Origin of the sequence: Brevundimonas sp. DS20 (assembly GCF_001310255.1) — a bacterium.
Lineage (GTDB): Bacteria > Pseudomonadota > Alphaproteobacteria > Caulobacterales > Caulobacteraceae > Brevundimonas > Brevundimonas aurantiaca.
This window is the reverse complement of sequence record NZ_CP012897.1, coordinates 2,970,081-2,984,930: the sequence shown is the minus strand read 5'-3', so window position 1 is coordinate 2,984,930 and position 14,850 is coordinate 2,970,081. Positions and strand designations below refer to the sequence as shown.

The following is a 14,850-nucleotide window of genomic DNA, read 5'->3' as shown; positions in this document are numbered from 1 at the left end:
ACATCCGACCATGGATCTTCCAATCGACTTCGCAACCCTTCGCCTGATCTGGTGGGCCCTCTTGGGCGTGCTGCTGATCGGCTTCTCCCTGACCGACGGTTTCGACCTGGGGGTCGGGGCCCTGCTGCCCTTCGTCGCCAAGACGGACGAGGAGCGCCGGATGGTGATCAACACCGTCGGCGCCACCTGGGAAGGCAACCAGGTGTGGTTCATCCTGGGCGGCGGCGCCATCTTCGCCGCCTGGCCCTTCGTCTACGCCGTCAGCTTCTCGGGCTTCTACCTGGCCATGTTCCTGGTCCTGTCGGCCCTGATCCTGCGGCCGGTGTCGTTCAAGTACCGCTCCAAGCGGCCCTCGCCCAAGTGGCGGTCGTTCTGGGACTGGTGCCTGTTCATCGGCGGTTTCGTGCCGGCCCTGGTGTTCGGCGTCGCCGTCGGCAACGTCCTCTTGGGCGCCCCCTTCCGCCTGGATAGCGACCTGCGCTCCTTCTACGACGGCAATCTGCTGGGCCTGTTCACCCCGTTCAGCCTGATCGCCGGCCTGCTGTCGGTGGCCATGCTGGTGTTGCACGGCGCGGCCTGGCTTTCGGTCAAGGCCGAACAGGGACCGGTGCTGGAACGCGCCCGTCTGTACGGCACGATCGCCGGCCTTCTGGCCCTCGTCCTGTTCGCTGCGGGCGGCCTGTATATGGCCTTCGGCAACGTCGGCTACCGGATCGTGGGCGACCTGGACATCCAGGGCTTCTCCAACCCGCTGCGCACCACGGTCGAGGCCGCGCCCGGCGCCTGGCTGGACAACTACAAGCTCTATCCGTGGATGATGATCGCGCCCACCCTGGGCTTCGTCGGGGCGGTGGTCGGCCTGTCGGGCATGTGGCTGCGGTCCGCGCCCCTGGCCTTCGGCGGGTCGTCGATCTCGACCGTCGGCATCATCTCGACCGTCGGCCTGTCGATGTTCCCCTTCATCCTGCCCAGCTCGATCGACCCGCAGTCCAGCCTGACGGTCTGGAACGCCTCGTCCAGCCACGTGACCCTGTTCATCATGCTGATCTGCACCCTGGTCTTCCTGCCCATCGTGCTGGCCTACACCAGCTGGGTCTACAAGGTGCTGTGGGGCCGGACCTCGACCGCCGCACTCAAGACCAACCCCGACCTGTACTGAACCCGAGGAGCATCAAGCCATGTGGTATTTTTCCTGGATCCTGGGTGTCGGGCTGGCGGTCGGTTTCGGCGTGCTGAACGGCCTGTGGCACGAGTTCCACCTGTTCGACGAAGGCGATCAAGGCCTGTCGGTCGATGCGGCGAAAGAAGGCGATGTCCCTCTCTAGCCCGGCCGGCGCCGACGTGCGGACGACGCGCGAGCTGATCGCCCGCTACGACGCCCACGCGCCGCGCTACACCTCCTATCCGACGGCGGCGCAGTTCACGCCCGCCGTCGGGGCCGCCGATTGGGGGGCGTGGCTGTCGGCCGCGCCCCTCGACCGCGCAGTGTCGCTGTATCTGCACATCCCCTTCTGCAAGCGGCTGTGCTGGTACTGCGGCTGCAACACCCGGGCGATGAACCGGGTCGCCCCCATGAGCAGCTATGTCGATCTGCTGCTGAAGGAGGCCGATCTGGTCCTGGCCCGGATGGGCGGGCTGAACGGTCGACGCCTGAGGGTCGGCTCGATCCATCTGGGCGGAGGCACGCCCAATATGCTGCCGCCGGACGAGCTGGAGCGGCTGTTCGCCGGCCTGGCCGCCCGGTTCGACCTGGGCGACTGTTTCGAGATCGCCGCCGAACTGGACCCCGAAGTCCTGACCCAGGACTGGATCGAGGCCGCCGGCCGCATCGGCCTGAGCCGCGCCAGCCTGGGGGTGCAGGATCTGTCGCCCGTGGTTCAGGCGGCGGTGAACCGGCCGGAATCCTTCGAGACCATCCGCTGGGCGGCCGAGGCGCTGAGGGCGCAGGGCGTGACCTCGCTGAACCTCGACCTGATGTACGGCCTGCCGCTTCAGGCGGTCGAGAACGTCGTCAATACGGTGGCCCAGGTCGCGACCCTGCGGCCGGACCGGATCGCCCTGTTCGGCTACGCCCATGTGCCGTGGATGAAGTCGCATCAGAAGCTGATCAAGGACGCCGATCTGCCTGGGGCCGAGGCGCGCTTCGCCCAGAGCCAGGCGGCCGCCCGCTATCTGGTGCAGAAGGGCTGGCAGGCGATCGGACTGGATCATTTCGCCTTGCCGCATGACTCGATGGCCGCCGCCGCGCGGGCCGGCCGGCTGCGTCGCAACTTCCAGGGCTATACGACCGACGAGGCGCCGGTGCTGATCGGCCTGGGGGCGTCGTCGATCAGCCGCACGCCGCTGGGCTTTGTTCAGAACCACACCCAGGAGCGAGACTGGCGCGCTGCGGTAGAGGCCGGAGACCTGCCGGTCGCACGAGGCGTGGCCCTAAATCCGCGCGACGCCTTCGTGGGCGAGATCATCGAACGGCTGATGTGCGACTTCGCCGTCGATGTGGCGGATCTGGCGCGCCGACACGGGCGCGCTCTGGCCGAGGTGGACGCCGCCTGGCCCCGGCTGCTGCCGTTCCAGCTGGACGGGCTGGCCGAGGTCAGCGGGTCTGTGGTTACGGTCACGGACCTGGGGCGTCCGTTCGTGCGGGCGGTCTGCGCCGCCTTTGATCCCGCCGCCGTCGACATCGAGAAGCGGCACGCCCGGGTGGTCTGAATGGACAGATTGTCCAACCCCTGCATGGGTTTGCGCTGGATCAAGGCCGAACCTTTGCAGGGGGCGCACATCCCTCTCAAGACGCTCGGAACAGGTCGCATGAGGCGGCAGCGGGCGTCGGGGATGAGCAAGATGAAACTGAAAACCCTGATCCTCTCAGCCGTCGCCGCCGCCGCCTTCGCCGCGCCGGCCATGGCCCAGACCGCCGTCTGGGAAGCGCCCAAGAAGGGCGACTGGGTCATCACCGGCCGCGTGACGGACGTCTTTTCCGAAGCCGACAACGCCATCACGACCGCCGCCGGCGCCGACTCCGGCCTGCACGTCGATGTGGGCGACAGCGTGATGCCGACCCTGGGCTTCACCTATTTCCTGACCGACCATCTGGCGGTCGAGGCGATCCTGGGCACGACCAAGCATGAGATCCGCGCCCAGGGCGGAACGACCGACGTCGCCGTTCATGAGACCTGGGTCCTGCCGCCGGTCGTCACCCTTCAGTATCGCCCGCTGACCGAGGGCCGGTTCAGCCCCTATGTCGGCGCGGGCGTCAACTACATGCTGTTCTACAGCGGCGAGGACAAGAACGGCTTCAAAGTCGATCTGGACGACAACTTCGGCTACGCCCTGCAGGCGGGCGCCGACATCGGCATCCAGGGACCGTGGAGCCTGAACGTCGACGTCAAGAAGGTGTGGGTCAATATCGACGCCGACGTCAACGACGGCGCTCTGAAGAGCGATGTGGATCTGGACCCGTGGGTCGTTTCTGTGGGGGTTGGCCGTAAGTTCTAAAAAAAAACCGACATCGGAAATGCGTTCGAATGGAAGCCCCGCCGGTTCGCCGGCGGGGCTTTCGTCGTCGTGCGGATGCGCTCGACAAATCCGGCGGCGCGCCCTAGGGCCGGGAGCGACCGCCTATTGCGGCGCAACTTGGGGATTCTGGCATGCCTTCCGGTTTGATCGCCTTGCTCGACGACGTGGCGGGCATCGCCAAGATGGCGGCGGCTTCGATCGACGATGTCGGGGCGGCGGCGGGCAAGGCCTCGACCAAGGCCGCCGGGGTGGTGGTGGACGATGCGGCCGTGACGCCGCGCTATGTCACCGGCCTGTCGCCCAGCCGCGAACTGCCGATCATCGGCAAGATCGCCCTGGGGTCGTTTCGCAACAAACTGCTGCTGATCCTGCCTGCGGCGCTGTTGCTGAGCGCCTTCGCCCCCTGGGTCATAACCCCGATCCTGATGTGCGGCGGGGCCTATCTGTGTTTCGAGGGCGCCGAGAAGCTGATGGAGGTCTTCGGCGGCCATGGTCCTGACGAAGAGGTCGCCGCCGAGGACGATCCCGCGTCGCTGGAGAAGGCGACCGTGGCCGGGGCCGTGCGGACCGACCTGATCCTGTCGGGCGAGATCATGGCCATCGCCCTGGCCGATGTGGCGGCCCAGCCGATCCTGACCCAGGCGGCCATTCTGGCGGTGGTCGGCGTCGCCATGACGGTCGCCGTCTATGGGGTCGTGGGCCTGATCGTGAAGATGGACGACATCGGCCTGCATCTGGCCGAGCGCCCCAACGGCGGGGTTCGCGTCCTGGGGCGCGGCCTGGTCAAGGGCATGCCGGTGGTGATGAGCGCCCTGTCGATCATCGGGACCGCCGCCATGCTGTGGGTCGGCGGCGGCATTCTGGTGCACGGAACCCATACGCTGGGCCTGCACTGGCCGGCCGAGCCGCTGGAGCATCTGGCCCATGCGGTCGGCGCCGCGACGGGTCCGCTGCACGGCGTGATCAGCTGGGCGGTGACGGCGCTGGGCTCGGCCATTATCGGGGTGATGGTCGGCGGGGTGATCGCCGTCGCTGTGCATCAGCTGGGACGGCTGCGGTCCCGACCGGCCCACTGATCCGCTGTCACGCCATCGCCATCGGCGGCCTTTAAGAAGCCGAGCCACACTGTTTCGGAGTAAGCCCATGTCCCTGTCGCGCATCACGCTGGCGGCCCTGGCCGCCCTGTCGCTGGGGGCGGCCGGTCCGGTCCTGGCCCAGACCGCCCAAACGGCGGCGCCGCAGACCGCCCGCGCGGCCCTGACGCCGCCCAAGCTGATCGTGACCATCGTGGTGGATCAGTTCAGCGCCAATCTGTTCGACCAGTATCGCAGCCGCTACACCGGCGGCCTGCGGCGGATGGCGGACCAGGGACTGGTGTCGATCAACGGCTATCAGACCCACGGCCTGACCGAGACCTGCCCCGGCCACTCCACCATTCTGACCGGCCTGCACCCGACCGAGACCGGCATCCCGGCCAACGACTGGATCGACGCCAAGACAGGCAAGGAGGTCTATTGCCTGGCCGCGCCGCAGAACCACCTGGCCCACGGACGGGACGACACCGACAACGGCCCGGTGGGGCCCGAGCAGCTGCGCGCCACGACCCTGGGCGACTGGCTGAAGGCGGTGAGCCCTGAGAGCAAGGTCGTCGCCGTCTCGGGCAAGGATCGGGGCGCGATCAATCTGGCGGGCCATCAGGGCCAGGCCTTCTGGTTCACCGGCGACTTCGGCCTGACCACCTATGTCGAGCCCGGCGAGACGGCCGAGGCCAAGCTGGCGCCGGTGGCGGATTACAACCGCGCCTTCCGCCAGGGGATGAGCCTGGCGCCGGTGACCTGGGACTACGCCCATGATCAGTGCCGGGCCCTGGCCGGGGACTGGACCATTCGCGGCCAGACCTTCCATTCGACCCTGCCGCCGGCGGGCCTGAAGTTCGACACCTCGCCCCTGCTGGACGAGGCGACGCTGGAGGCCGCCGAATATCTGCTGGACAGCCAGAAGCTGGGGCAGGGGCCGGCGACCGACATGCTGGGCGTCAGCCTGTCGGCCACGGACCGGATCGGCCATTTGTACGGCACCCAGGGACCGGAGATGTGCGAGCAGATGCTGCGGCTGGACGCGGCCCTGGGCGAGTTCCTGGATCGGCTGGCCCAGGTTCCGGGCGGGGTCCTGGTGGTGCTGACGGCCGACCACGGCGGTTCGGACTTCGTCGAGCGGCTGCACGACCACGGCTATCCCCACGCCCGCCGCGCCGACATGGCCGCGATCCAGGGCGTGAACGACGCGCTGAAGGCGCGTTTCAACCTCAGCGCCGATCCGCTTCAGGTCGGGGGCAGCGGCCTGATGGTCGCCGACGCCCAGCACCGGTCTCTGCCCGATCCGCTGCGGACCCAGGTGGCCGAGGCGGCGGTCGAGCTGCTGCGCGCCCTGCCGGACGTGGCCTTCGCCGAAACGCGGGATCGGCTGCTGGCCGAGCCCCTGCCGGACAGCCGCCAGCCCGAGATGATGAGCTTGCGCGAGCGGATGCGCCTGTCGACCGTGGCCGAGCGCTCGCCCGACATCCAATTCGCCTGGGCCCAGAACGTCACGGCGGGCGGGCGGGTCGGCTCGACCCTGGCCGGTCACGGCACGCCGTGGGAATATGATCGCCGGGTGCCGATCCTGTTCTGGTGGCCCGGCGCGACGGGCGAGGAGCGGTTCCTGCCGATCCGCACCATCGACATCGCCCCGACCCTGGCCCATGTCATCGGGGTGGCGACGCCCAAGGTCGAGGGCCGCTGCATCGACCTGAACGGGTTCGCGGTGGCCGACTGCCCAGCGACGGAGACGACGCCGGCGCGATAAACTCCTGTTTCGGGGCCGTAAACTCGTGTTTCCCGAAGGGAAGCCGGGCTTACGCCCTTGACGTTTCCTAGGCAGAAGAGGGCAAATCGTCCCGGATCGGCGCCGCCGCGCGCTGCGGGGCGGCCCAGAAACCAGCAGGAAACGCCGTCATGAACAGAGCCCGCCGCGCCCGCATCGTCGCGACCCTGGGGCCCGCCAGCCGCGCGCCCGGCACGGTCAAGGCCCTGGCCCAGGCGGGGGTGGACGTCTTTCGGTTGAACTTCAGCCACGGCTCGCACGAGGACCACGCCGCCGCCCTGAAGGCCGTGCGGGGCGCCGAGATGGCCTTGCAACGGCCGCTGGGGGTTCTGGCCGATCTGCAAGGGCCCAAGCTGCGGCTGGGCCGGTTCAAGGACGTCGAGGTCGCGGTCAAGCCGGGCCACAAGATGCGGTTCGACCTGGACCCGACGCCGGGCGACGAGACCCGGGTGCAGATGCCGCACCCCGAAATCTTCAAGGCCCTGCGCCCCGGCATGCTGCTGTTGCTGGATGACGGCCGGGTGCGGCTGCGGGTCGGCGACCGGACCGACGAATGGGCCGATGTGACGGTCGAGAGCGGCACGAAACTGTCGGACCGAAAGGGGGTGGCCGTGCCGGACGCGGTGATCCCGGTCTCGGCCCTGACGCCCAAGGATCGTGAGGACCTGGCCTTCGCCCTGCGCCAGGGGGTGGACTGGGTGGCGCTGAGCTTCGTCCAGAAGCCCGAGGACATGGCCGAGCTGAAGCGGATCGTGAACGGCCAGGCGGCCTGCCTGGCCAAGATCGAAAAGCCCGCCGCCGTAGCCGATCTGGAGGCCATTCTGGACTATTGCGACGGGGTGATGGTGGCGCGCGGCGACCTGGGCGTCGAGCTGGACCCCGAGGACGTGCCGGTGGCGCAAAAGCAGATCGTGCGGGCGGCGCGCAATCGCGGGGTGCCGGTGATCGTGGCCACCCAGATGCTGGAATCCATGACCAGCGCCCCGGCCCCCACCCGCGCCGAGGCGACCGACGTCGCCAACGCCGTCTACGAAGGCGCCGACGCCCTGATGCTGTCGGCCGAGACGGCGTCGGGCGACTATCCGCTGGAATCGGTCGGCATCATGAGCCGGATCATCGAGCGGGTCGAACGCGATCCGATGTGGCCCAAGCTGATGGGCGCCGAACACGCCGGCATGGACGAACATGACGTGGACGCCCTGGTGGCGGCGGCGGGCATGGCGGCCAGCGCCCCCTCGACCGGCTGTCTGGTGGTCTTCACCACCCTGGGCGGCACGGCGCGGCGGATGGCGCGCGAGCGGCCGCTGAAGCCGATCCTGGTCCTGACCCCCAATCCGAACACGGCGCGGCGGCTGGCCTTGGTCTGGGGTCTGGAGCCCCGGCTGGGGGATCAGCCGGACTCGCTGGAGGCCGTGACCGACGATGCGGTCAACAGCGCGGTCCGCTATGGGCTGGCCGAGCCGGGCCAGCGCATTCTGATCCTGGCCGGCACGCCGTTCGGCGCGCCGGGGGCGGCCAATCTGCTGCGCCTGGCCCATGCGCCGGCCAAGACCAAGGGTCGCAAGAAGGGCTGAGGATCAGGCGCCGTCGGACGGAAAAAACAGTCCGATGAGTCCATTCAGTCCGGCGAACGGGTGAGAGCGGCGGGATCGGACACGAAAAACAGTGTCCGATGTGTCCGATCTGTCCGGTTGAGCCGGGCCAGGACGGCCGCGAGGGCCGCTGAACGCGCAGAAGGCGGCCCGGTCGGACACGAAAAAGAGGTGTCCGATGTGTCCGATCTGTCCGATTGAGCCGGGCGCAGGACGGGGGCGAAGGATGTCAAAGACCTGAGACGTCCTATAGGGCGCCGTTGGACCCAGGGGCGTCGAAGGCGGGTCGATCCGTCCAAGGCCTTGGCGGCCCTGTCTGATTTTCGGGTCGTCGTGCGGATCGGCGGCGACGGCGATGGCGGCGATGTCGGCGGGGCGCTACCGTGGCGGCATGAGTCGGCGGCCCGGATGATCAAATATATCGGCTCCAAACGCGCCCTCTTGGGCCATGTGAGCGCCGCCGTGGCGAGCGTCCTGCCGCAGGGCGGGCGGGTGTGCGACCTGTTTTCAGGGACGGCGCGGGTCGGTCATGCCCTGAAGGCCAAGGGGTTTCAGCTCTGGTCGAACGACCACAACGCCTATGCCCACGCCCTGGCGACGGCCTATGTCCAGGCCGACCGGGATGTCTGGATCGACCGGGCCGAGGCGGTGCTGGCGGAACTGCGGGCCGTGAAGCCCGAGGCGGGCTGGTTCACCCAGACCTTCTGCCGGGACGCCCGCTACTTCCATCCCGACAACGGCGCCCGGATCGACGCGGTGCGCGACCGGATCGAGGCGATGGAGCTGGAGCCCGAGTTGAAGGCGGTGGTCCTGGTCAGTCTGATGGAGGCGGCGGACCGGGTCGACAGCACCGCCGGGGTGCAGATGGCCTATATGAAACAGTGGGCGCCGCGCGCGCTGAAGCCGCTGGAGCTGCGCCTGCCCGACATCCTGCCGGGCGTCGGGGCGCCGTGCCGGGCGACCCAAGGCGATGCGGTCGAGTTGGCCGATCAGGTGGAGGCGGACCTGGTCTATCTGGACCCGCCCTATAACCAGCATTCCTATCTGGCCAACTATCACTGCTGGGAAAGCCTGGTGCTGTGGGACCGGCCCGAGACCTATGGGATCGCCAACAAGCGGGTGGATGTGAAGACGCGCAAGAGCGCCTTCAACAGCCGCCCCGGCATCGGCCCGGCCCTGAAGTCGGTGATCGAGCGCGTCCGGGCGCCGAACCTGATCGTCAGCTTTAATGACGAGGGCTATCTGAGCCGTCAGGATCTGGTCGAGATGCTGTCGGCGCGGGGACGGGTCCAGGTCGTGGAGATCGCCCACCCCCGCTACGTCGGCGCCCGGATCGGCATCCACAATCCCAAGGGGGAGAAGGTGGGGCAGGTGGGGCGGCTGAGGAACGTCGAACACCTGTTCGTGGTCACCGACCGGCCGGTGGATCTGTCGCTGGCGGCCTGACGGGGCGGGAACCCGACTCGGGCGGACGCCGTTGAGGGTCCATGCAACCGCCCGTCACACACACTGGAACCCCCGCTCGCGAAGACGACTATCGCTTGCGCCCGGCCGCCGAGCCCAAGTCGTGGGTGACGGATCAGCCCATTTCCGATTTTCCAGCGGATCGCATGACGTCGCGCCTCTATACCCACAACGCCGAGCGGTTCGGCCGCCGCGAGCCCGAGCCGGTCGAGACCGTCGAACCGGAGGCGGAACCGGCCCTGAACCCGCCGCCGCACTGGATGATGATGATCGCCGGCGCTGCGGTGGCCGCCCTGATGGGCGCCCTCCTGGGCGGCTTCATGCACATCTGAGGTCAGGCCTCTTCGAGCAAGGCCTTGATCGGTCCCCAACTGCGGCGATGGGCGGGGCAGGGGCCGAGGGTCTTCAGCGCGGCCTGATGGACGGGGGCGTTATAGCCCTTGTGGCCGGCGAAGCCGTAGCCGGGATACTCGGCGTCCAGTTCGATCATCAGCCGGTCCCGCGCCGTCTTGGCCAGGATCGAGGCCGCCGCGATGGACAGGGACAGGCCGTCGCCGCCGACCACGGTCTGGATCTCGCACGGCAGTTTGAACCGATAGTTTCCGTCCACCAGGGCGGCGATCGGCTGGACCGACAGGGCCTCGATGGCGCGGCACATGGCCAGGCCGGTGGCGTGCAGGATGTTCAGCGCCTCGATCTCCTCCACCGAGGCGAAGCCGACGCCCCAAGCGACGGCGCGGGCCTTGATCTCGGGCTCCAGCGCGGCGCGGCGCTTTTCGGTCAGGGCCTTGGAATCGTCGATGCCCGGCGGCAGGTCGTCGGGGTTCAGGATCACCGCCGCCGCCGACACCGGCCCCGCCCACGGCCCGCGCCCCGCCTCGTCCACGCCGCAGACGGGGCCGTTGACGCGCTGGGTCAGCACCGTCTCGAGCGCGAGGGTGGGGAAGGCCTTCGGATTCGCGGGGGCTTTAGCCATGGGCCGCCATCGCACGAACCTGGGCGTGACGGAAGCAGGTCGTCTGGTGATCATTGACCATGCCGACCGCCTGCATGAAGGCGTAGACGATCACCGGGCCGCAGAAGTTGAAGCCGCGTTTCTTCAGGGCCTTGGCCATGGCGACGGACCGTTCGGTCTGGGTCGGGGCCTGGCGGTAGTCGGCGAAGGGAGTGTGGATCGGTTCGCCGCCGACGAAGGACCAGAGCCACTCTGAGAAATCCTCTCCGTTGTCGCGCATCTCCAGCCAGATGTGGGCGCCGCGGATGGCCGAGTTAATCTTGGCGCGTGAGCGGATGATGCGGGGGTCGCCCAGCAGGCGTTGGATGTCGGCCTCGTCATAGCGGGCGACGATTTCGGGGTCGAAGCCGTCGAAGGCGTCGCGGATGCCCTCGCGCTTTCGCAGGATGGTGATCCAGGCGAGGCCGGCCTGGAAGCCGTCGAGGACCAGCTTCTCCCACAGGGCGCGGGGGTCGCGTTCGGGCACGCCCCATTCGGTGTCGTGATAGGCGATGTAGAGCGGGTCGGTGGTCCCGCACCAGCCGCAGCGGCCCGATGTGTGTGAGTCGGTCATACGGCGATGTTGCCGGTTTGTTCGAGGTGAGGAAAGGGTGACTTTCGTCATCCTCCGGGCCGCGCAGCGGAACCGGGGGACCCAGCGGCGCGCGCTAGCGCGAACCTGTCGCGGACACGATTTTCAAACAGCCAGCGGCGGACGCATCGCCTTCGGCGCCGCTGGGTCCCCCGGTCTGCGCCGCGAAGAGGCGGCTTGCCGGAGGATGACGAAAGGCATTCAATCCCTGACCAGTCCCCCGTCCACCACCAGGTTCTGACCCGTCACTGCGCGGCTCCAGGGGGAGGCGAAGAACAGGGCGGCGTCGGCGAATTCCTCCGGCGTCGTGACCGACCGCAGCGGGGTCATGCCGGCGATCAGGTCGAAGACGGCGTCCGGCGTGGCGGCGCTGGCGTCGGTGGTGCGCAAGAGGCCGCCGGAGACCATGTTGACGGTGATCCCGTCCGGACCCAGGTCGCCGGCCGCCGTGCGGGTCAGGGACAGGAGTGCGGCCTTGGCGGCGGTATAGTCGTGATAGGGCACGACCGGGTTCTGGAACAGGTTGGTGCCGATGTTGATCACCCGCCCGAACTTGCCGGCGGCCATGCCCGGCGCCGTCGCCTGGATGGTGTTCAGGGCGCCGTGCACCACGGTCGAGAACTGGGCCGCCAGTTCATCCCAGCCGATGTCGGTCATCTGCGACCGGGCGTCGCCGTTGAAACTGTAGTCCAGGGCGTTGTTGACGACGGTGGTGACCGGGGCGCCGAAATGGCCTTGAGCGGCGGCGACCAGGGCGTCGACGGCGGCGCGGTCGGCCACATCGGCCTGAAGGGCGACGGCGCGGTCGCCGATCTCGGCCGCCAGGGCCTCGGCGGCCTCGCCGCTGGCGCGCCAGTTGATGATCACGCGGGCGCCTTCGCGGGCGAAGGCGCGGACGGCGGCGGCGCCGACGCCGCGCGCGCCGCCGGTGACGAGGACGATCTGGTCGGCGATCTTCATGGAAGGGTCTCAGTCGGTGGAGGAGGGGAGGACGTCCTGACCCATCCAGGCGGGCCGGCGCAAGCGCACCGGCCGACCCTCGACGGTCAGGTCGCCGTCGAGACGGTCGATGCGCAACAGGGCCATGGCCGAGCCGTCTCGGCCCGAAAGCACCTCGCCCGCGCGCAGCTCGCCCTTCAGCACCTCGGCGCCGAAGGGGGGCGGGGGGCCGTCGAAGTCGAGGACCAGCATCCGGTTCTTGATCGAACCCCGGCGTTTCATCCGCGAGGTGGTCTCCTGGCCGACGAAACAGCCCTTGTGGAAGTCGATCCCGTTCAGCAGGTCGAAATCGGCCTCGATCGGATAGGTCTTGTCCTGGGGGGCGTCGGCGGCCGGATCGGGCACGCCGACCGACAGGCGATGGGCGTCATAGTCGGCCTCGGTCGCGTCGGCTGTAGCCGGGCCATAGAGGCGGCCGCCCATCAGAGGTGTTCGGGGGTCGGGAATGAAGCCTGTGGGCGCGTCGGGCCAGGCGGCGAAGACGGGGCGGTCGTCGGCGGCCACCTGGACCCGGGCCCTCAGTTTGTACATCGACAGCCGCTGGATCAGGGCGTCGCGGCGGTCGGCGGCGACGTCCAGCAGGACGCCCTCGGCCTGGCCCAGGATGAACAGGTCGAACAGCAGCCGACCGGGCGGGGAGAGCAGGGCGCCGAACCGCAGTTCGCCTTCGGACAGGGTCTCGACGTCCTGGGTCAGCAGATTGTGCAGGAAGGGCCGGGCCTCGGGGCCGGTGACGGCGATCAGGGCGCGGCTGGACAGGCGGGCGACGGGCATGGCGCCTAGATAGGCAGGCCGGAGCCTGGGCATAAGGCGGCGGGACCGAAAATCTGGGCCTCAGACCACGGCGTAGCGGGCGACCACCCCGTCCGGCTGGAAATCATGGCGGTCCAGCCGGTCCAGCGACCGCATCAGGCGGTCCAGGAAGTCGGCGGGATCGCCCTCCTCCACAGCCGGGCGCAGCCAGTCGGTGACGACCGCGCGGGCGGGATAGGTCCCCACGGGGCCGGGGACGCTGAGCGCCACCTCCACCCCTTCGGCGATCCAGCCGGCGATGGTGGCGAACAGGTCGACGGAGGCCAGGAAGTCGCTGCGCCGCAGGACGTACAGGGTGATCACCCCGTCCTCGATCCCATCCGGGCGGACGATGACGCCGCTGCGGTCCGGCCGCCAGTCGTCGGACAGTTCGACGACCCGCCACAGGCAGAACCAGATGCGGCAGGTGTTCGGCCGCACGGCATGGACCGAACAGCCCGCCGCCTCGACGCAATAGGCGCACAGTTCGCCGGTGGGCTTGGCCAGTTCGGGCAGGTTCAGCGGAATGGCCCGACAGCATTCGACGCAGGCGCCGCAAGCTCGGTCGGGCAGGAGGGGCAGGCTCAACCGACCGACCGCTCCAGCCGGGCGATGCGGCGGTCCATGTCGGCGACCACGGCCTGAAGCCGCGTCTTCTCAGAGGCCATGTCCACGGGCGTCCCGTCCTCATAGGTGATGACCGCGCCCTGGTCGATCAGGTCCAGCCGATAGAGGGCCGTGACCCGCTGAGCCTTGAAGCGTTCGAGGGCGGCGACGGCGGCCGGATCGGGGGTTTGAACCATGGCCGGGCTCTAAACCATTGCGGCCTGCGGGGAAACCGTCGGACGAGGCGCAGACCCGCAGTTGGGGATTGGCGCTGAATCCCGGCGAGAATCCCTTTATACGGTGCACGGATGATCGGGCGCTTTCCCATCCTCTATATCGCCGAGGCGGACGCCGAGGACGCCGTCCTGTCTTCGGGCGTGCTCGCCTATCTGGTGGAGAGCCTGCCCAACGCCGTCTTCACCGTGGTGGGATCGGCCGCCAGCGCGCCCCTGTTCGCCGACACCCCCCGGCTGGAACGGCTGCTGGTGCTGGAGCGCGAGGGACGGTTCGACTGGATCGCCCTGTGGAACCAGGTGCGGGGGACCAACTGGGGCCTGGTCGTGGACATGCGCGGCTCGACCCTGTCGGGCAAGCTGAGGCGCCAGAAGCGGGCGGTGCGGGGGCGCGATCCGGAGGGCGTTCATGCGGTCGAGGCCGCCGCCGCCGTGCTGAAGCTGGAGCCGCATGAGGCGCCGGCGCCGCGGCTCTATGTCTCCGACATCACCCAGGCCCAGGTCGAGGCCCTGATCCCCGCGACCGGCGGCGACGGCCCCATATTGGCGGTCGGGCCGGGGGTGGAGTGGATGGGACGGCGCTGGCCGGCCGAACGCTACGCCAAGGTGGCGACCAAGCTCCTGGCCGACGACGGCCCCCTGGCGGGCGGGCGTCTGATGATCGTGGGCGAAGAGATCGACCGGGAAGCGGCCCACACCATCCGCTACGCCGTGCCGCGCGCGCGGGTGATCGAGCTGCAAGGAAAGCTGACGCGGCTGCAGACGGTCGCGGCCCTGTCCAAGGCGCGGCTCTATATCGGGGCGGATTCGATCTGGACCCATCTGGCGACGGCGGCGGGCGCGCCCGTGGTGGCGGTCTTCGGCCCGTCGGACGAGACGCGGCGCGGCCCCTGGAAGGGGGTGACGGTGCGCGGGCCCCGATCGTTTGCGGAGTTCAAGACCCTGGACCCCCGGCTGAACCAGGCCATCCAGCATATGATGGACCTGCCGTGGGAGCGGGTGCTGAAGGCGGCGCAAAGGGTGTTGAAGGAGCGGGGCTAAAAGCCCCCACACTCCGCTCATCCCCGCGAAAGCGGGGACCCAGTTCTTTCGCCAGGACTCGAATAGTGGGTTTGCTTGCTGCAAGTCCCTTCAGGCACTGATCGCCCAAAGCACTGGGTCCCCGCTTTCGCGGGGATGAGCGGAAATGTAGAAACGCGG

16 protein-coding genes are annotated in these 14,850 nt (G+C 69.0%); 10 read left to right on the top strand and 6 right to left on the bottom strand.

The features are described 5' to 3' along the window. The first annotated feature begins 10 nt into the window (after positions 1–10). The 9 genes from cydB (at position 11) to JL11_RS14620 (ending at position 9,766) form a co-directional block, all read left to right on the top strand. A complete protein-coding gene (gene cydB / locus JL11_RS14660; RefSeq protein ID WP_054766300.1) occupies positions 11–1,159 on the top strand; it encodes a cytochrome d ubiquinol oxidase subunit II in 1,149 nt (382 codons plus the stop codon). A gap of 19 nt (positions 1,160–1,178) precedes the next feature. After that, positions 1,179–1,325, top strand: a complete 147-nt coding sequence (gene cydX, locus JL11_RS14655; protein ID WP_054766299.1) for a cytochrome bd-I oxidase subunit CydX — start codon at positions 1,179–1,181, stop codon at positions 1,323–1,325. Continuing rightward, entirely contained in the window at positions 1,312–2,709 is a 1,398-nt protein-coding gene (gene hemN, locus JL11_RS14650) for an oxygen-independent coproporphyrinogen III oxidase (protein WP_054766298.1), read from the top strand. The genes cydX and hemN overlap by 14 nt, the downstream gene beginning before the upstream one ends. A gap of 123 nt (positions 2,710–2,832) precedes the next feature. Next, a complete protein-coding gene (locus JL11_RS14645) occupies positions 2,833–3,495 on the top strand; it encodes an OmpW/AlkL family protein (RefSeq protein ID WP_152950753.1) in 663 nt (220 codons plus the stop codon). A gap of 152 nt (positions 3,496–3,647) precedes the next feature. After that, on the top strand, positions 3,648–4,592 hold the full coding sequence (locus tag JL11_RS14640; protein ID WP_054766297.1) for a DUF808 domain-containing protein: 945 nt from the start codon (positions 3,648–3,650) through the stop codon (positions 4,590–4,592). Between the two features lie 67 nt (positions 4,593–4,659). Then, complete coding sequence (locus JL11_RS14635; RefSeq protein WP_054766296.1) at positions 4,660–6,360, top strand: alkaline phosphatase family protein; 1,701 nt, start codon at positions 4,660–4,662, stop codon at positions 6,358–6,360. Between the two features lie 149 nt (positions 6,361–6,509). Beyond that, the gene (gene pyk, locus JL11_RS14630) at positions 6,510–7,952 is read left to right on the top strand and encodes a pyruvate kinase (RefSeq protein WP_054766295.1); all 1,443 of its coding nucleotides are present in this window, start codon (positions 6,510–6,512) and stop codon (positions 7,950–7,952) included. A gap of 321 nt (positions 7,953–8,273) precedes the next feature. Continuing rightward, complete coding sequence (locus JL11_RS14625; RefSeq protein ID WP_231681317.1) at positions 8,274–9,416, top strand: DNA adenine methylase; 1,143 nt, start codon at positions 8,274–8,276, stop codon at positions 9,414–9,416. A 41-nt stretch (positions 9,417–9,457) separates the two neighbouring features. Then, a complete protein-coding gene (locus JL11_RS14620; RefSeq protein ID WP_152950749.1) occupies positions 9,458–9,766 on the top strand; it encodes a hypothetical protein in 309 nt (102 codons plus the stop codon). Positions 9,767–9,768: 2 nt separating this feature from the next. Here the strand turns inward: JL11_RS14620 and JL11_RS14615 are convergent, their stop codons facing one another. The 6 genes from JL11_RS14615 to JL11_RS14590 form a co-directional block, all read right to left on the bottom strand. Beyond that, a complete protein-coding gene (locus JL11_RS14615) occupies positions 9,769–10,410 on the bottom strand; it encodes a ribonuclease HII (RefSeq protein WP_054766293.1) in 642 nt (213 codons plus the stop codon). After that, positions 10,403–11,002, bottom strand: a complete 600-nt coding sequence (locus tag JL11_RS14610) for a DNA-3-methyladenine glycosylase I (RefSeq protein ID WP_054766292.1) — start codon at positions 11,000–11,002, stop codon at positions 10,403–10,405. Before JL11_RS14610 ends, JL11_RS14615 begins: the two co-directional genes overlap by 8 nt. Positions 11,003–11,221: 219 nt before the next feature. After that, complete coding sequence (locus JL11_RS14605; RefSeq protein WP_054766291.1) at positions 11,222–11,980, bottom strand: 3-oxoacyl-ACP reductase; 759 nt, start codon at positions 11,978–11,980, stop codon at positions 11,222–11,224. A gap of 9 nt (positions 11,981–11,989) precedes the next feature. Then, positions 11,990–12,793, bottom strand: a complete 804-nt coding sequence (gene ygfZ, locus JL11_RS14600; protein WP_054766290.1) for a CAF17-like 4Fe-4S cluster assembly/insertion protein YgfZ — start codon at positions 12,791–12,793, stop codon at positions 11,990–11,992. Positions 12,794–12,853: 60 nt separating this feature from the next. Then, positions 12,854–13,399: a hypothetical protein gene (locus tag JL11_RS14595; protein WP_054766289.1), complete on the bottom strand. Its 546-nt coding sequence runs from the start codon at positions 13,397–13,399 to the stop codon at positions 12,854–12,856. After that, positions 13,396–13,614, bottom strand: coding sequence for a hypothetical protein (locus tag JL11_RS14590; RefSeq protein ID WP_054766288.1), 219 nt, complete (start codon positions 13,612–13,614; stop codon positions 13,396–13,398). The genes JL11_RS14595 and JL11_RS14590 overlap by 4 nt, the downstream gene beginning before the upstream one ends. Before the next feature lie 111 nt (positions 13,615–13,725). On the opposite strand from JL11_RS14590, the gene JL11_RS14585 reads away from it, so the two are divergent. Beyond that, positions 13,726–14,691: a glycosyltransferase family 9 protein gene (locus JL11_RS14585; protein ID WP_054766287.1), complete on the top strand. Its 966-nt coding sequence runs from the start codon at positions 13,726–13,728 to the stop codon at positions 14,689–14,691. The last annotated feature ends 159 nt before the right edge of the window (positions 14,692–14,850 follow it).